The sequence below is a fragment of the Psychrobacter jeotgali genome (assembly GCF_904846315.1).
In the GTDB taxonomy this organism is placed as follows: Bacteria; Pseudomonadota; Gammaproteobacteria; order Pseudomonadales; family Moraxellaceae; genus Psychrobacter; species Psychrobacter jeotgali.
Genome location: NZ_CAJHAF010000001.1, coordinates 2,104,917 through 2,123,416, shown reverse-complemented (window position 1 = coordinate 2,123,416; position 18,500 = coordinate 2,104,917). Strand labels below are relative to the sequence as shown.

Annotated in this window: 15 protein-coding genes; 5 read left to right on the top strand and 10 right to left on the bottom strand. The window is 43.2% G+C overall.

The window, feature by feature from the left end:
• Nucleotides 1-33 precede the first annotated feature (33 nt).
• The 4 genes from JMX18_RS08685 to JMX18_RS08670 form a co-directional block, all read right to left on the bottom strand.
• Nucleotides 34-978 (bottom strand): D-2-hydroxyacid dehydrogenase, encoded by a 945-nt coding sequence (locus JMX18_RS08685; RefSeq protein WP_201586904.1) that lies wholly within the window; start codon nt 976-978, stop codon nt 34-36.
• Between the two features lie 9 nt (nt 979-987).
• Entirely contained in the window at nt 988-1,938 is a 951-nt protein-coding gene (locus JMX18_RS08680; protein ID WP_201586903.1) for an NAD(P)-dependent oxidoreductase, read from the bottom strand.
• A gap of 128 nt (nt 1,939-2,066) precedes the next feature.
• Entirely contained in the window at nt 2,067-3,032 is a 966-nt protein-coding gene (locus tag JMX18_RS08675; RefSeq protein WP_201586902.1) for a response regulator, read from the bottom strand.
• Nucleotides 3,033-3,146: 114 nt separating this feature from the next.
• A complete protein-coding gene (locus tag JMX18_RS08670) occupies nt 3,147-5,465 on the bottom strand; it encodes a sensor histidine kinase (RefSeq protein ID WP_201586900.1) in 2,319 nt (772 codons plus the stop codon).
• Between the two features lie 509 nt (nt 5,466-5,974).
• On the opposite strand from JMX18_RS08670, the gene rapA reads away from it, so the two are divergent.
• Together rapA and JMX18_RS08660 are read left to right on the top strand one after the other, a co-directional pair.
• Complete coding sequence (gene rapA / locus JMX18_RS08665; protein ID WP_201586899.1) at nt 5,975-8,893, top strand: RNA polymerase-associated protein RapA; 2,919 nt, start codon at nt 5,975-5,977, stop codon at nt 8,891-8,893.
• Nucleotides 8,894-9,227: 334 nt separating this feature from the next.
• A complete protein-coding gene (locus tag JMX18_RS08660) occupies nt 9,228-10,130 on the top strand; it encodes an acyl-CoA thioesterase (protein WP_201586898.1) in 903 nt (300 codons plus the stop codon).
• A 20-nt stretch (nt 10,131-10,150) separates the two neighbouring features.
• Here JMX18_RS08660 and mutY read toward each other — a convergent pair whose 3' ends face one another.
• The 5 genes from mutY to JMX18_RS08635 form a co-directional block, all read right to left on the bottom strand.
• Complete coding sequence (mutY, locus tag JMX18_RS08655; RefSeq protein WP_201586897.1) at nt 10,151-11,416, bottom strand: A/G-specific adenine glycosylase; 1,266 nt, start codon at nt 11,414-11,416, stop codon at nt 10,151-10,153.
• Between the two features lie 179 nt (nt 11,417-11,595).
• On the bottom strand, nt 11,596-11,853 hold the full coding sequence (locus JMX18_RS08650) for a type II toxin-antitoxin system RelE/ParE family toxin (protein WP_201586896.1): 258 nt from the start codon (nt 11,851-11,853) through the stop codon (nt 11,596-11,598).
• Complete coding sequence (locus JMX18_RS08645; protein ID WP_201586895.1) at nt 11,840-12,109, bottom strand: type II toxin-antitoxin system RelB/DinJ family antitoxin; 270 nt, start codon at nt 12,107-12,109, stop codon at nt 11,840-11,842. The genes JMX18_RS08650 and JMX18_RS08645 overlap by 14 nt, the downstream gene beginning before the upstream one ends.
• A 170-nt stretch (nt 12,110-12,279) precedes the next feature.
• Nucleotides 12,280-13,233 (bottom strand): ribosome biogenesis GTPase YlqF, encoded by a 954-nt coding sequence (gene ylqF, locus JMX18_RS08640; RefSeq protein ID WP_201586894.1) that lies wholly within the window; start codon nt 13,231-13,233, stop codon nt 12,280-12,282.
• 253 nt (nt 13,234-13,486) lie between these two features.
• A complete protein-coding gene (locus tag JMX18_RS08635; protein ID WP_201586892.1) occupies nt 13,487-14,224 on the bottom strand; it encodes a dienelactone hydrolase family protein in 738 nt (245 codons plus the stop codon).
• Between the two features lie 183 nt (nt 14,225-14,407).
• On the opposite strand from JMX18_RS08635, the gene JMX18_RS08630 reads away from it, so the two are divergent.
• Together JMX18_RS08630 and JMX18_RS08625 are read left to right on the top strand one after the other, a co-directional pair.
• A complete protein-coding gene (locus JMX18_RS08630; RefSeq protein ID WP_201586890.1) occupies nt 14,408-14,974 on the top strand; it encodes a YcgN family cysteine cluster protein in 567 nt (188 codons plus the stop codon).
• Nucleotides 14,975-15,088: 114 nt separating this feature from the next.
• A complete protein-coding gene (locus tag JMX18_RS08625) occupies nt 15,089-15,889 on the top strand; it encodes a hypothetical protein (protein ID WP_201586888.1) in 801 nt (266 codons plus the stop codon).
• 34 nt (nt 15,890-15,923) lie between these two features.
• On the opposite strand, the gene JMX18_RS08620 is transcribed toward JMX18_RS08625, so the two are convergent.
• Complete coding sequence (locus JMX18_RS08620; RefSeq protein WP_201586886.1) at nt 15,924-17,204, bottom strand: Lnb N-terminal periplasmic domain-containing protein; 1,281 nt, start codon at nt 17,202-17,204, stop codon at nt 15,924-15,926.
• Between the two features lie 259 nt (nt 17,205-17,463).
• On the opposite strand from JMX18_RS08620, the gene JMX18_RS08615 reads away from it, so the two are divergent.
• Nucleotides 17,464-18,363: a CBS domain-containing protein gene (locus JMX18_RS08615; RefSeq protein WP_201586885.1), complete on the top strand. Its 900-nt coding sequence runs from the start codon at nt 17,464-17,466 to the stop codon at nt 18,361-18,363.
• The last annotated feature ends 137 nt before the right edge of the window (nt 18,364-18,500 follow it).

Genomic DNA, 18,500 nt, shown 5'->3' with positions numbered 1-18,500 from the left:
TTGCTATCTCTATAAAATTTTAGTCCTAATTTTTTAAGCTTGCTCGTTAATAAAATCAGTAACTTGCTTACTCAGAATCTCCCATAGGGTATTCTGAGCGCTTTTACTGCCCCAAGCATTGTGCGGGCTAAAGATGACGCGCGGATGCTCTTTAAGACTTAATAAAGGGTCATTATCAACAATAGGCTCCTGCTCGAAGACGTCAGTGGCATAACCAATAATCTGCTCATTATTAATAGCCTCAACCAAAGCCTGGCTATCAACAATACCGCCACGGGCCACGTTAACCAGTAGAGGCTGCTGTTGCATTTTTTCTAGCGTATCTTTATTGATTAAATGCTTAGTTTCCTCAGTCAAAGGGGTGTGCAAGCTAATAACGTCCGCTTGTGCGAGCACTTCATCAAAAGCGCTATAGTCCTTATTACGAGGCTCTCGGCCTTGATGCTCAGCCCATAATACTTTCATACCAAAGACCTTAGCAATCTCGGTTACCCGCTTGCCGATAGTACCCACCCCAATGATGCCTAAGGTTTTATCTTCTAGATCTATTAACGGCACATCAAGTAGACAAAAACTACCGTCATTGCCCCAAGAGCCATCAGTGACCTTTTGCTGGTAATAAAACCCTGCTCGCATGGCGTTTAGCATGAGCATAAAAGTATGCTCTGGCACACTTTTAACCGCATAGCCTGCGACATTATAAAGTGCTACGTCATGCTTATCGCAAGCATCTTTATCCACATTGTTCATGCCGGTAGCAGTGAGCTGGATAAGTTTAAGTTTAGGTAAGCTACTGATGACTTCAGCACCGATCTTTACTTTATTAGCGATAATAATATCAGCATCTTTACAGCGCTCAATGATAGTCGCAGCATCATCTTGAGTGTCACCATAAGTAACATAATCACTAACGCCTGCTGGTGCTGGCAAATCGACCCCTTCAGAAAAAGTGCCCTTATCTAAAAATACTGCTTTCATATTGTCACCTTATTTGTAATTATCAATAAATTCGTTAATTTGCTCTTGAACAATCTCCCACAACTTATGATGGGCATTTTTACTACCTGAAGCAACATGAGGGCTAAAAATAACACGGGGATGCTGCTGCTCTACCAGTTTAAGTAAAGGATCGTCTTTTGCTATAGGTTCTTTTTCGAAGACATCGGTAGCATAACCCAGAACTTGGTTGTTTTGTACCGCCTGCACCATAGCTTTTGAGTCTACTACTGCACCGCGAGCTACGTTAACCACTAAAGGCTTCTTAGACATTTTAGCTAAGGTATCTTTATTGATGAGATGCTTAGTTTGTTCTGTGAGAGGGCAGTGTAAGCTGATGATATCGGAGGCTGCTAGGACGGTATCAAAGTCGGTATAATCCTCATTGCGTGGTGTTTTGCCTTGATGCTCAGCCCACAATACCGTCATACCAAAGGCTTGTGCGATTTCACTGACCCGTTTGCCCACAGTGCCGACGCCAATAATTCCTAAGGTTTGCTCTTCCATATCTATCATAGGTGCTTGATTGATCTCTGCGCTGCCTGCTTCCCGCCAATTGCCATCGATTACTTTATGATGATAATGAACCCCTGCACGTAGGGCATTTAACATAAGCATAAAGGTATGTTCGGGAACAGCCTTGGATGCGAACGCCGCGGCATTATATAGTTCAACATTATTATCTTTGCAAGCTTCATGGTCTACGGTATTCATCCCACTTGAGGTTAGCTGTATCAGCTTTAGATTAGGTAGTGCTTCGATAACTTCACGTTCAATTCGAAGCGAACCACTAATCATAATGTCCGCATCTTGGCAGCGTTCAATAATGGTTTTATTGTCTTGTGAGGTACTTTCAAAAGTTACATACTCACTTACCCTTTCAGGCTTAGGTAGCTCAATACCTTCTAAGAATCTTACTTCATCTAATAATACGGCTTTCATAATCGCTCCTTTTATTTTTAATATAATAGATAGCTATAAAGCCTTCAATGTAGCATGACTACGCTAAAACCAAAAACCTCTACTTTAAAATAAAGCAGAGGTTTGGTGTGGTATCAAAGAGCTAAAACCTATAAAGCAAAGCGTTTACGCAGTTTGCCAATAAAGCTGCGCACCCGACTAGAAAGGTCGATACGCACATCATTATCAGGGTCGTGCTCAACCTCATAACGTTTTACCAGCTCAGGACTGGCTTTTAATTTAGTATGATGACGAAAGGCACGGTTGACACTAATCTCTAGTAGGCTGGCACGCATGGGTTTGGGCAGACAGCGATAAACCTGACCTTTATTAATCAAATCAATGAGCAAGCCGGCATCTTGAAACTGGGTCTGTACTAGTACCACTAGATGCGGGGCGTCTTGTTTCAAGGTGAAAATAATAGGGGCGATATTCTCCCCACTGACGTTAATGTCGGTAATACAGACGCCAATATCGTAGTTGGCAAGATAGTCATAAGCATCTTCTAGGCTTTGCGCATGCAGCACGTTATAGCTGTTTGAGAATTGCTTACGAATCTGTGCTATAAGCTCATCGGTCTCATCAATGACCAATAATGTTTGTTTGTAGCCCACGTTATCGATTTGATCCGCATCCTCGTCAGCATTATAAGTTAAGGCGATCTCAGTGGCACGTCCAACTACGGTTTGTAGCTCTTCAGATTTGCAGGGCTTAGTTAGATAACGATAAATCTCCCCATCATTGATAGAGCCAATAATAGCGTTTAGATCCGCATAGCCGGTTAACAAAATTCGCATGGTAGAAGGTGAGATGTCCTTAACCTCACGTAGAATATCAACACCCACCCGTTCCGGCATACGCTGGTCACTGACCGCCACATGGACATGGTTGTCCTTAATGTAGTCAATATACTCATTGGGGTCAGTAGTGACAAAAACATCATGACTCTTGCGAAACAAGAGCTTCATCGAGCGCAGAATACGCTGTTCATCATCGATAAATGCCAGTTTGGGTTTTGAATCAATAGCTGATTCAGAAAAACTGTCAGTGGTTTCAGTAATTTGGAGCTCAGTCATAATTATATCCTTATAATTCATGATGGTAGAATGGCAAGTTTTTACTATTATCGACGTCAGCATCTTACGTTCATCTTAATAAGCGCTAAATGACCAACGTCGTAAACCAATAGCTTATGCCGCCAATCTCTGTTCATCTAAGTTATTGTCAATAGGCAGTGTCAAAGTGAAGGTGGTGCCCACGCCTTCTGTCGATACCACGCTGATATCGCCATTGTGCTGCTCCATAATCTGTTGGCTGATAGCCATACCCAGTCCCGTTCCTTCGCCTGCGCCTTTGGTAGTAAAGAAGGGTTCAAATATCTGCTTGAGCACAGCCTCACTCATGCCTTTACCGTTATCAGCCACCTCAATATAGACGTTGGTATCATCGGCGTGCGTGCGCAGCTCAATCTTACCGTTAAGGTTATCGCCTAGCGCTTGTGAGGCATTGTTTAGCAAGTTAACTAAGACTTGATTAATCTGTGAGGGTGAACACTTAATCTCAGGCGTTGGTGCAAAGTCGGTGACAATCTCTTGATGTTTGATCGAGTTACCCGCAATCTTTAGCGAGGACTCGATACACTCACGCACATCAATAGTCTTAACTTTTGATTCATCAAGTCGGGCAAAGTTACGCAGGTTCAAAACCATCTCGGTAATTTGCTCTACGCCGAATAAAGAGTCTTTGATCAACTCTTTGAGCTCGTTGGACAACTCATCTTCTTCAATCTCATTAGAAGCGCTCACAATCTCTGTCAGTAATTGCTCAATCTCAGCAGTTGATGCGGCTTTATCATTTTGGATATTTTTTAGACCTTGTACCAGCTCGATAAGGTCTTCGTATTGCTCAGTGAGCTGTCCAATAATCTCCAGATTGTTTTGCACATATGACAGCGGCGTATTTACCTCATGCGCAACCCCTGCAACCATTTGACCTAAGGTTGCCATTTTCTCCGAACGAATTAATTGTAGCTGGGAGTTTTTTAGCTCTTTTAACGTCTCTTGCAGCTCTGCGGTGCGCTCTTCTACCTTGACCTCCAGCTGCTGATTGATGTTAGCCAGCTTACCTTCGTTGGATTGAATCCGGTCTAATAGATCACTAATAGAGCTATTAACTAGGCCGATTTCATTGCGTCCCTTAGAAAATTTGACTGCGCTTAACTTATTATATTGCTTGTCATCAATGAGTTTTTCAGCTTCTAGAATTTTATCAGTGGTTCTTTGCAGGGGGTTAAAGGCTAAAAAGGTCAACATAAAGTAGATCAGACCTACAGTGATAAACAGGGTAAACATGACCGAGTTGATCAAATCTTTACTCAGATTATCTGCAATAGCGTTAATCTCAAAGTCAGGCTGAACAAGTATTAGCTTCCAATAAGTTTCAGGAATCTCAAATATATAGGCCTGACTACCCCGATAGTACTCATCTTTGGCAAGATCAAAGCTTTGCAGTAAATGCTCATCTAAAGTATCTTGATTGTTTTCACTAACATTTAGGTAAGCACCGTAATTGACCAAAGCGTAACCTTCGGTTGTACCATTACCTTGAGATTGGTCAATACCATACAAAGCTTGCTGTACTTGCGGCGATATACGTCCAGCGACCTCTTCCACCGTACGGGCTCGCCGCGTAGTTAAGAAATCGAGTATAGGTTGCCATGCTGGATCTGAATTAATAACCTGCTGAACATCAAGCGGGGTGCCTGTTTCTTCATCAATATAATTTAGACGCTCAGGGTTAGATGAGGCGATAACCTTGTCACTGTTATCAACCAAAAGGATGTAACCTGAGCCCGTACGTTCGCTTAATTTGACAATATTGTCCTGAATCTGATTTAGAGTAAAGTTAACGGTACTGGCACCCCAAAAGGTAGCATTACGTTCGATGGCAAGACCACAGCTCATGGCAAGCTCCCCTCCAGCCCTTGAAGGTCGGACGTGTTGCCACAAGCAGCCTTCGGGCTTAATCGCCTTGACTACCTGAAACCAGTCCTCTTGATAATAAGGGTTGGCAGGATTGGGGTCAGTAAATATAGGCTGATAAGCACCATTTTGGCGTACCATTAAAAAGGGATGAGTAGCTACCTCATCACCCAAAGCGTTTTGGTCTGGCCAAATGCCGCCACTACCCAATATGCCGTAGTCACTTTGGTCAAAAGCATTGGTTAAACCTATCTGCAACAGGTTCTCTTGTACTGGTAGCGTCTGCGCACTTTGTTGTAACTCCAGCGCACTACGCATCACCCGTCTGATATCTGAGGAGATACTATTAACCGTAGTATTACCCGTTTGAATAATTAGCTTTTCAGATTCTACGCGGATTTTTTCGTAGCCTTGTTGGTCTACTATGTAAAAAACTACCGCTAGAACTACTGTGAAGGCTAAAAATAAAACAAAGGTAATCTGGGTGCTGACTTGGTTAAAAAAACCAACTTTTTTAGAGGTACTCATAATGACTTCATCCTTGAAACATATAAGCTACAGATATTTAGGCTACTTATAATCCACTTGGGTAGGAGGGAGGGATTAGAGCTGCCAGGAGCTATTTTAGAAAAACCTTTAAAACAATAGCATTCTGTCTACTAAATGTCTAAAGGTATTGTTTAAGTTTATTAATATATATTAATGTAAATATAATTGCTATATTATTTCTGATATTAATATTAAGTTACTTATTGTAAGTTGATCAGTGCTTTATCAAAGCTTTATAGAGCAAGATTTTATAACTGTTTTGACGGTTTACCGTACATGTTAATCTGCTCTTGAAAAATCAGCTTAGCGTACGCATCTAACCGCTAACCCTATATAATAGGTCAGTGTTATCGCTTTATTATGCAGATAACTAAGCCTACTAATTGGGCTTACCCGCTAGGCTTGATAGCTTGCCTGCGTAGGTATTTAATTATCACCCTAGTTGTGATATCCGCTTTTTTCTATCTGAGTACAAAAGACATCGCCCTATGACTATTTCTGCCGCTGCATTGCACAGTACCGAGTTCGCCGTTGGTCAACGCCATTTATCTGATACTGAGTCCGAGCTTGGCTTGGGTGTGGTTATCGATGTAGATGACCGCTGCGTGCACATCCTATTTCCACAAAGTGAAGAGACTCGCGTTTACGCCAAAAACTCTGCCCCTTTATCAAGAGTGATATTTAAGGTTGGCGATAGTATTTATGATCAAGAAGGTCATAACTATATTGTCACCGCTGTTGATGAAGTGATGGGGGTACTGAAATACAGTGTCGAGTCTAATGATAAAGAGTCCGCCGATAGCGAGACTGCTAATAAAAGTATTATGGAAACTCGCTTGGCCGCTAACATTACCTTAGCAAAACCACTTGAGCGCTTACTTGCAGGGCGGGTTGAGCGTGGTGATTGGTATGATCTACGTCAAGATATCTTACGTATGCAAGCAGCGCTTGTTGGTCATCCTTTAAAAGGCTTGATGGGAGCGCGTGTCGATATTATTGAACATCAGCTTTATATTGCTCACGAAGTAGGCAAGCGTATTGCTCCGCGCGTGTTGCTCGCTGATGAGGTTGGTCTTGGCAAAACTATTGAAGCTGGTTTGATTATTCATCAGCAGTTACTAGCAGGCAAGGCTGAGCGCGTTTTAATTTTAGTGCCAGATAGCTTGCAATATCAGTGGATGATTGAGCTACGCCGCCGTTTTAATCTAAACTTTGCTTTGTTTGACTTGGTACGTACGGCTGCTATTAAAGAGCACGATCCTGAGCAAAACGTATTTGCCACTGAGCAGTGTATTATCGCTGGTATGGACTTGTTGCTTGATCATCACGATTTATATGAGCAGGCGATGGAGGCTGGATTTGATTTGCTGGTCGTTGACGAAGCCCATCATTTGCACTGGGATGAGGCTCAAGGTGGTAATGATAAATATGAGCTAATCGCTGATTTTGCTGATGAAACTCCTGGGGTTATGCTATTGACCGCTACTCCTGAGCAATTAGGCACGCAAAGTCATTTCGCCCGTTTACGTTTGCTCGATCCCGATCGTTTTGACGATTTAGATGAGTTCATTGCCGGCCAAGACGCCTTTGGTGAGACTGCGGCAGTGGCTGAGGTGTTAATAGAAGAAAAGCCGCTAACTGCCGGTCAGGTTGCAGCTTTGAGCGCTCTATTAGACTTGAGCATAGAGGAGCTGGCACCCATCAATGAAGACGATAAGCTGCGTACTTATGTCCTCAATGAACTATTGGATCGTCATGGTACCGGACGAATATTGTTTCGTAATACTCGTGAGAGCGTTAAAGGCTTTCATGGGCGCAGCAGTCGTCCGCATCCTCAAGCGCTACCTGAGAGCTGGCAAGACAGCTACCAAACTAATGGCAAGCTGCGTGAACAGCTTTGGGGTGAAGAAAATCAGCCAGATGGCGGCTGGTTAGAAGATGATCCTCGTGTACCTTGGCTTATTGAGCTGTTAAAAGGTGAATTAAAGCAGAAAAAGGTGCTCCTCATTGCCCGTAGTGGTGCTACAGTTGAGAGTTTAGAGGCGGTACTGCGTCTACATGCGGGTATAAAAACCGCTATTTTCACTGAGCAGATGACTTTACTTGAGCGTGACCAAGCGGCAGCATTCTTTGCTGATAGTGAAGGGGCGCAGATTTTACTGTGCTCAGAGATTGGCTCAGAGGGGCGTAACTTTCAGTTTGCAAGCCAGCTGATATTGTGGGATTTGCCCGCTAATCCGGATACCTTAGAGCAGCGTATTGGCCGCTTAGACCGTATTGGTCAGACCCAAAAAATTACCTTGCATGTGCCATATGTTGAAGGAACGGCGCAAGAGCGTTTGTATCACTGGTACGATAAAGCCTTAAACATGTTCAATCAGATATCGCCAACCGCTCAAAGTGTTCAAGAGCAGTATATTCAAACCCTTAAGCCACTACTAGAAGGGGCTGATACAGAAGATAATCGCTCGTCACTGCAAGCACTAATTACAGAAGCGAAGCAAACCAGATTGGATCTAGAGGCGCAGCTACAGGCCGGCCGTGATCGTCTGCTTGAATACAACTCGTGTCGTCCACGGGTCGCTGGTCGTATCGCTCAAGCCATGCGTGATTTTGATAGCTATAATTTGTTGCCGCCATTTATGGAGCGTTTTTTAGCATCAGCTAATATCGACCATAGTGTGCAGCGTGATGGTTCGTGGGTGATTGCGCCGCCTGATAGTGCGGAGAGTAGCGAATATGTCGAAGGACTCCCACTCGGTGATGAAGACGGTATGACCTTAACCTTTGATCGTGAGCAGGCGCTAATACGAGAGGATATTGAGTTTATTACCCATGAGCACCCGCTGATGCAAGCTATTTATGAGCTTGCTAGCACCAGCACTTTTGGCAATACTACGGTCGCCATGCTCAAAAGCGTAGCCGTACCTCAAGGCATGATTATGCTCGAGATTAATTTCCGCATAGAAGCAATTGCACCGAAAATGCTAAACCTGCCGGCGACTTTACCTAAACAAAATATCCGTGTTTTTATTAGCGAGCAAGGCAGTGATTTGTCAGAGCGCATCAGTAGTGAGATGATCATGCCTCATATTGAGCGTTTGGATAATAATAGGGCCCGGCAAGTTATCAAGGTACGCAGTGATGTGATTGAACAACGTTACTATGAAGCAGAGGATATTGCGCGTGCTCAATTGACCGAGATTGGTGCGCAGGCGAGTGAGCGCTTCAATCAACAGTGGTCAAGAGAAATCAAACGCCTAAAACATTTGCAAACTATCAATCCTAATGTGCGTCCTGAAGAGATTGAGCGCTTAGAAAACCTAAAAGCGCAAGGTGAACAAGCTTTGTCCAACCTATCTTTAGTTCCGGATTCTATTCGAGTGTTGGTAGCGGTCAAACCGTAGCCAATTTTTTAAGATAAAAAAGAGGTGCAAAGTGCGCCTCTTTTTTTAATAAGCTTTTATTATCTTATAATATAATAAGACGCTATTCTAAGCAGAACCTAATATAGATATTCAAAAAAGCCATTAACTGGTCAAAGCTACCAATATTGGGTAAGATGTTTGACTGCTCCTGTTAAGGCGATTAATAAGCTTTGTCAATTATCTGATAATTAAAAGACTTGTTATTGATTGACATTAACCATTGATATAAATATTATTTTAAACGGTCTTGAACCGTATCGCAGCAATACTGCTCATCAGTGTTGGTTATAAAATATAAAGAGGACTTACCGTCATGTCTAATTATTCACAACTCATTGATGAGCTCCTTGCTACGGTGACACTTATTGAAGTGATTCCTGATGTCTTTGAAGGCAAAAGCCATGACTATGTAGGTGCACGTATTTTTGGCGGACAAGTGCTAGCTCAAGCTATTATGGCCGCGGCTCATACCCTTGGTGAAGATAAACCTTGTCATTCGTTACATGGTTATTTTTTGCGTGGTGGTGATATTACTCAACCCGTTATTTATCAAGTGCGCCGTTTGCGTGATGGTCGGAGTCTATCAGCACGTGAAGTGACCGCCATTCAGTATAAGCAAGCAAAGGGTAAGCCGCCGATAGAGCAGGTTATTTTCTCGATGATTGCTTCGTTTGCACCGATAGAAGAAGGGTTGGAGTATCAAGAAGATATGCCAGTTTATCCACCACCCGAAGATTTAATGACCGAGCAAGAGCTGAAAGAAGAGTATGTCGGTAAAGTGCCAGATGCGCTAAAAGCCCGTTTTATGCGTCATCGTCATGTGGAGATCAAACCGATAAAACCCCGAAATCCGATAAATCCGGAGCCCATGAAGCCGCAACAGGCTAATTGGCTACGTATTCGTGAGCTTGGCTCGCAGCCAGTAGCGATTCAGCAAGCACTATTGGCTTTTTCGTCAGACTTTTACTTGGTGGGTACAGGGCTGATGTCGCATGGTGTTAGCTTTATGACCAGCGGTTTGCAAGCCGCCAGCATTGATCACTCGATGCACTTTCATCGCTCGTTTGATCTCAATGATTGGTTATTGTATGACATGTGGAGCGATACCACCTCGAGCGCAAAAGGGCTAAATCACGGTCAGTTTTGGCAAGATGGCAAGCTGGTTGCGACGGTACAACAAGAGGGTTTGATGCGGTTAAGGGTGCCGAAGTCTTAGGGTTCGGTCTTAATTTAATTTTAAATCTCTAAAACCTTCACCATAGCGCGAGGTAGTCCTAGACTGTCTTGCGCTTTTTTATTATCCAGCCATTTAAATTCTATATCGGCAGCATTCAGCTTACCTTTTAACTCTGCAATTTTCTCACTATCAAGAACCAATCTTTGCGGCTGCAAATACCAATGAAAATGCGTCAGTGAATGCTTGATAGGGGCGTCATCTAATAAGGTATTGCTCACAGATTTGGCTACTAAATTATTCTCTATTAACCATTCATTTATAATCTGCTCAGCGGTGGTAAATTCTGTTTCGTATATCTTTTCATTACTACGCACGTCAAGGCGCTGCCTATCGTCTGTTTGGTTATTTACTATTTTGCTAGCCGTTTTACCATCAACTTTTTCCACAAACTCTAGCGGCAAACTCCACAAACCACCCCAAATTCCAGTATCAGGACGCTGTAGCCATAATATTTCACCTTTAGCGTTTTCAATTAATAAGGCATTACTAAATTTGCTTGGTTTGGGTTTTTTCTTGGCTTTCACCGGATAGTCCATTTCGCGCCCTTTTGCGTGAGCGATACAATCTTCTTTTAACGGACATGATGAGCAAGCAGGATTACGGCGCACACATAAGGTTGCGCCCATATCCATCATCGCTTGGGCAAATAAACCTGAGTTCTCTTTAGGAGTTAAACGCTCCGCCAATGCCCACAGCTCTTTATTGGTAGCAGACTTGGTAATATCACCGTCAATCGCTGCCCAGCGTGTTAGTACTCGTTTGACATTGCCATCACAAATAACCCCGTATTTATGCAAACCCATCGCCATAATCGCCCCAGCCGTCGACGGGCCAACACCTGCTATCGCCTCCCAACCTGCTAAGGTTTGTGGAAAATCGCCGGTCTCATTAATCACCTCAACCAATTGCTTCGCGCCTTTATGCAGATTTCGCGCTCGCGCATAATAGCCCATGCCTGCCCAATGCTCAGCGATGGTATCCCAGTCCGCTGCGGCTAAATCTTGCACAGTCGGAAAAGATGCCATAAAACGTGCAAAGTAGGGCAGCACTGTGGTTACTTGGGTTTGCTGCAGCATGACCTCTGATAGCCAAACGATATAAGGATTGGGCGTGTCAGTTTGGTGCTGTTGCCAAGGCAAATCATGGCGACCGCTGGTCTCAAACCAAGCGAGTAGGCGGGGTGCGAAGGAGTTTAGGGCTTGTGTAGAGTGATGAAAACTTTCTTCTGAATTTTTGATTTTTGGGCTAGCATTTTTTTGGCTCATAGATTTGGTCTTGGCAGGTAGGGTGCGCCCCGCGCACCGATAATGTGAAATAGCAAATGATTATAATAGGAACTCTTATTTAAAGGACTATACCTAGTTTTTATAATCTCTAGGTGCGCTGGGCGGCACCCTACGCGAGCTGCGCAATGTATGAGAGTTTATAAAAATTAGAATCTATATTAGCGGAAAACTTCAGAATGGCTATTAAGTCGAACCAGCTCTACGACATCATCTTCAATACGATAAATGAGAACCAAATCTGGCTTAACATGACAATCACGATAACTCTTTAGGTTGCCTGTTAGTGCATGGTCCCGATATTTTGGCGGCAAAGGTTCGCTCTTTACCATACAATAAAGCACTTCTATTAGATTCTCTGATAATTCTGCTTTTTTAAAATCTTTATCGAATGATCTTGTACGTCTAACTTTGCGCATTTTCTTTTAGCTCCAACATCTCATCTAAGGAGCTTTCGGTATAGTGACCGCTTTCAAGCTCTGCTAGGGCTTGTAGCGTGCTGGTGCTAGGCGCTGGTTGATAATCAAAAGATAGCGGCACGGTGTTGGTATCTGCTACTTGATTAAGAAATAGCTTTATAGCTTGAGAAGGCGTTAAACCATAGCTCTCAAAAACTGAAAAAGCTTTATCCTTTAATTCTTTATCAAGCCTAATATTATAATTGGTAGTAGTCATTTTATCACCTACAAATTACGTGTGTACATTCAATGTAATGCAATTGTATAGTTAAATCAATATGATTATATATAATTGCGATGCGTTCCACTCATCATTTTTGAAAAATATTTATTTTATCGGTGCGCTGGGCGCACCCTACGAAAAATTCTTATTTGTAAAATCCGAGTCTACTTGCGATTCTTGCGCGCCCGCTTTTTACGCAGTCTTTTTTCCTCAAGTTTCGCCTCTTTTTTGGCTTCAGCGGCTAGCCTTTGCTCAGCCACGACCGCTTCTTCGGCCGCCATCATTTCAGGCTTCTCCAGCGTAATACGACCCAGCGTACCACTACGCAACTCATTGATAAGAATCTCTGACATACGGTAAGTATCAACAACGCCGCCTTTTTTTAGCAGTCCGCGATTACGACCCGCCACCTTGAAGAATTCCCAATCGGTTTGCGGTAAATCCTCTATTTTGTAGCGCTCTTTGAGCAGTTCAGGATACGCCTCAATTAAATACTCAGCGGTGTAACCCGCAACATCAGCGAAGTCAAAAGCGGTATCACGAATGCCGCCGGTTGCCGCCAAACGATAACCTGAATGAGCGTTTTCAACCTTTGGCCAGAGCATACCGGGGGTGTCATAGAGCATAATGTCATTATCAATCTTAATTAGCTGCTGCGATTTGGTGACCGCAGGCTCATCGCCAGTCTTGGCTACCGCGCGTCCTGCTAAGGTGTTGATCAAGGTTGATTTGCCAACGTTGGGAATGCCCATGATCATAGCTTTGATTTGGCGTCCGGTGCCGACTTTATTAGGAACTAAGTTTTTGCATAATTGCACGATGCGCTTAACGTCGTCAGCTTTGTTATCATCGCAAGCAATGGCTTTGACCCCGTCTTGCGCCTCCAAATAATCCATCCAAGCTTGGGTCAATTCAGGGTCAGCAAGGTCGGCTTTATTCAGTATTTTAATCACCGGTTTTTGTCCACGCAAGGCGGCAACCATTGGATTTTCGCTACTATAAGGAATACGGGCGTCGATGACTTCGATGACCACATCCATCTCTGGCATAATCTCTTTGACTTCATTGCGGGCTTTATTCATGTGCCCGGGGAACCATTGAATACTTGCTTGACTCATGACTATTGCTACCTTTTATTAATGCTGTGCAAAAACAAAGCATTGAATGCTCGTTTTTGTAATGAGCTCAGTTTACTACACAATTAAGGATTGAATGAATCTAAAGTAGGGGTGCGGTTATTGAAAGACTTTAAAAGTTAAAATAGAGCTGATAAACGTCCTATAGATGATAAGCTCTACAAAAAAGCAGAGCATGACAAGCATACTCTGCTTTGAGCTTTATTATGATTTTACTAGCCTAAGAGAAGCTGAATTAACCTAAGTTGGTTTTCATAAAGTCCATCATATTATCCCAGCTTTGCTTGGCGGCGTTTTCATTGTAGCCCAGATCAATATCGTTTTTGGCAGCACGCTCGTCAGCATTCGGGTTAGTAAAGCCATGTTTGGCATTGTCATAAACGTCGATGGTGTAATCGACATCGACAGCGTCCATCTCTTTTTTAAAGTCTTCAACATCATCCATAGAGACCATAGAGTCATCACGTCCATGAGCGACCAGTACTTTGGCTTTGAAATTTTTGTCAGCGGCTTGCTTAGGTGCCAAAGTGCCATGGAAGGTAGCGACGGCTTTGAGTGGCATAGCTTCACGAGCCATATCAAGGACAATTTTACCGCCGAAACAAAAACCAATAGCGCCCAGCTTATCGCCATTAACGGCAAGTTGATCACTAAAGTCATTAAGAATCAGGCGGCAACGATCCATTAGCATTTCTTGGTCTTCAAGAACTTGGGTCATCCACATATTTGCCATGGCCGCATCTGCTGTCAGTTTACCTTCACCGTAGACGTCCATGGCGACGGCCGCATAACCCGCTTTTGCTAGCTTTTCGGTAGTGGCTTTGGGGTGCTCTACCACGCCCCACCATTCTGGTGCAACCATAATTCCAGCGACCGGATTGTCCTCTGATGCGCCTTCTGGTAGCGCCACATAGCTGATTAGCTCAACGCCATTTTCAGTAGTGCTTATTAGCTCAAAAGTCTTAATTGACATAGTATTGTCCTTTTTATAGTGTGAGTTTTTTAACATATATTTTTATGAATGAAGAATATCGATCATGACAGTCATTTGTAGTTATACCTTGCAACTGCCTGATTTCTCTTACCTTAACGCCCAATGCGAATAAAAACAGCTATAATACTGTAACGCTCTTTATAAAAATGCTACTGCTATCCTATGAAATCAAATCTATTACCTGCTTCGAATGTCAGCGCTGATACTGCTAATACTCAAATCAATGAGAGCACAAAAAACCCAGCTGACGTCAATGATCAACAACCGCTGCGTCCTCAGTTTTGGTCGCGCTTTGAGCTGGCAGAATTAAATATTAGCGAATGGGAGGCTTTATGCGATGGCTGCGGCTGTTGTTGCCTAATTAAATATATCGACAATGACGATGAAGTAGAAGAAGTCGAATATACCGATGTTACCTGCAAGCTGATGGATTGTGCTACCGGTTATTGCCGGCATTACGAGTCGCGCCAACAGTACGTGCCCGATTGTATTCAACTCACTCCTGATAAACTACCCGATATGATGTGGCTGCCAGCGCATTGTGCCTATAAGCGCCTGTATAAAGGGCAGTCACTACCCAGTTGGCACTTGCTTTTGACTGAGGATGCGGTAGTGACTCAGCAGCAAATGCGCGCCGCTAATATTGGTGTAGCAGGGCGCTGCGTCTCTGAGATCGGTATGTCTGATGAGGAGATGGAGACTCGGGTGGTTACTTGGGTAACGCCTTAATGCAAGCGTTATTAAGCTTAGCTTTTTGGCGTAGGCTGGGTTTTTAACCCAGCATTTTAACTTTGCAAAGTTGCTATTTATTCGTGTAAAGTTTTCTAACCTAAGGACTAGAATATGATTAAAAAAAACTATTTGACAGCAAGCTTATTGCTAAGCATTGCTTTACTGAGCGCCTGTTCGAACACTTCACCTTTAACTAAAACCAATGCTAATACAACTCAAACCATACCTACAAAGGTGGTCTCAGACCCGGTGAGTCCTGATAAGCCAGCTACTGAACCTGTAACAACCCTGACTGTGGATTGGCAAAAAATAGAGGCGGCAGCTGACCAAAAATATCAAGAGGAACCATTAGCAGATTATTATTTAAATATCTTATCAGAAGAAGAAAGGAATGCCGCTCCTTGGTTTTATGCACAAGATTTTAACGTCACGATAACAGAGGCGCAGAACCGATTGTTATTACAAGGCATTAGCGGACCTTTGATTCAAGCGGTCGCAGAGTATTTGGGTGAGTCGGTTGCCGCTATTTATTATGAAAATAATAATCCCAATGAGTTTTCTATCAAGATAACCACTTTGACCTCAGTACAAGCCATCCCATCAAAGTTTGTCTATCATTTTAAGCAAGATGAATTTAACCGCTTCTCAATTCCTATTTATATCCAAGCGAGTAGTGATAAAAGTCAGCAGCAGATTTTTGCTCTACAAGAAAAAGCGACTCCTGAAATATTAAAACGTTATCCTGATACCCAATCGATTGGTTTTAGCCCAATGACCAATACCATTAATGTCATGATTTATCGTAAAATAGCAGATGAAGCCGAACGAGAGCATATAGAAGCTGAATTAACGGAGCTGGTTGGGCATCCGGTGGTTGTAGAGTTTATTGAAAATCGGATAACAACGCTTTAATAATGAATACTATTTATTTAACGCTGCTGCCATTTTATTCCTCAGAAGCCATAGCCGCTGATTGAGCATATCTCTCCGCTTGCGCTTTTGAATCAGCCAGTGGCGGGATAGGAATACCTTGTCGAATTAGAGTAGAGAACTCGCGGCTATTAACAGCGCTATCGCCGGTTTGATTATCAAAGCCTCGAGCTTTTGGATTAATGTGCGTGCGCTCATACCACTTATCCATCGACCATGACTGACTGTTCTGCTGTTCTTGATGGGATTGCGGATTGGCATCGAGCATACCGACATCATATAGATAATTAGGCAACCAACCCGAAACCCAAATTCGGTAATCCCAAGGCAGGCGATCGCCGCTTACAATACGCGCCATATAAAAGATAATATTGGTACAGTTACTAATTAAAGTGTTGTACCAAGCAGGCTCGGCATTAAGCTCATCAGCCGCTCTTAAATAAGACTCAAATAATGCTTTGACTTCATGCTGCTGAAGATGGCTAATAGGAAAAATATAAACTTGCTCACCGCGTGCATTACTGCGAGTGTAGATGATATCACGCTCCTCGGCAGCAATAAGGCTGAGCTCATAACGCCGGAAGAATCCTGCCAGCGCAGAGAATGACTCCCCTTTTTCTTTACGAATCTCAAAGGAGAAAGCCAGCGGCCGATCATCCTCAAAGCGAAAGCTGACCAAAGTATGACCAATCAGCGGGCCCATCCAGTAAGAGTTGGTCACATCAATACCGGATAACTTGGAGATATCAACTGTACGGGTTTCCCAGTGTTGGGTCGCATCTTCGCTAGTGTGCCAATCAAAGTTGCGCACATTGGTGAAGGTTATTAGATCAGGATTAGTTGCATCACGCTCATAGGTGACCCGCTGGCTGACTTCTGCTTGCCAGTCACGATTCTCCTTAGCTTCGATAGAGAAAAACCAACCTACGCCCATACACCAAACAAAAGCGTAACTGGCCAATAGCCACTTGCCAACATGACTAGAGTTGAGCTTCTTATAAGATGACTTAGCAGTAATTTTACGGATAAGTTTTAACCGATACTTGGTTAATAATAAGGGAGCGAGCAAGCCGACAGTTACTATGGTCGTTGCCCAAGTGATAGGGCTAGAGACGCCAAATTGATACCAAATCATCATCAATAACCAGATGGCAGATAAGATCAGTACTAGAGCAAATAAAAATTGCACGATATAGCGTCGCCAACTAGATTGAGGGCGGCTACTTAAAGGCTGGTGGCGATCTAAGCTTGACTTATTAGCAGAGAATAATTGTGAAAGATACGAGCGAAGAGACATAGGAATAAATCGAGTTAATGAAGGTTTGGACCATTGAAAAATCTATAACACACTGACAATACAATTTGCATAAATTTGTCGTTGAATGTCTGTTAGGCTTGCGATAAAGTGAGATTAACCTAACGTGGCTTATTGATCTTAGACTATTTTTAGCAGTTAGTCTGTTCGCTTTTTATTTTATATTTTATCCCCATTTACTGTTTTGGTTAGTATTTATTGTGCTAATGTCCATTAACTGAAGAGGTTAAATCACATCACCATGTCTGATGACACTCCAAGCCCGAGTAGTTGGTCGATGCGCGGCTTAAAACGCTGGCTATCGACCGCCCCCGAAACCCGCGATGAATTGATTCGTTTGGTACAAGATTCGCGCCAATTTTTAGAGCCTGATACCGTTGATATGCTTGAAGGCGTATTGGATTTGCCAGCGACGCAAGTACGTGAAATCATGACTCCGCGTCCGCAAGTTATTGGTTTGCATGAAAGTACCAGTCTTGCTGAGGTGATGGATATCATCCTCGACACCACTCATTCACGTTATCCGGTGTTTGATAGTCAAGATGATGATGCAGTTATCGGCATCTTACTTGCCAAAGATTTGATTCCGCTATTGGTATATATGGTACGCGACCAAGATGAGAAAATTGATAGCAAGCGTCTAAGAGATCTGGTACGTCAGCCGCTATATATTAGTGAGACCGCCCGCTCAGATACCCTGCTGCGCTCCTTGCAACGGACGCAAGTGCATATGGCGATTGTGGTTGACGACTTTGGTAGTTTTGCCGGCGTGGTCACCATGGAGGATCTACTAGAGGAAATCGTTGGCGATATCGTCGATGAACATGATGACTTTGATGAAGATAGTGATATCAATAATATCGTCAAACATCCTGAAAAACCTGAGACTTGGTGCGTACAGGCCTCGACTATGATTGAAGACTGTAATGATGAATTGGGTGCTGAGTTCGATGATACCGATGTAGATACTATGGGCGGTTTGGTTATGCAAGCACTAGGCTATGTGGGTGATTTGGAAGGTGAGAGCGTCAAAATTGATGACTGGCAAATTACCATTACCAATGTAGAGGGACGTTTTATCCAGAACTTAGAGCTAACCAAAGCGGATACTAATGAGAAGTTATTAATAGGTAGCCATTAAGCATTTAAACCCAAATAACGTTATTGTTAATAAGCTATCTTTATAAAAACACGATTGAGATCGTGTTTTTTTATGCACCACGTTTGTGAGCTTAATATTACAAAGCAAATTCACCCCTTTATGGGTTGATACTGGTA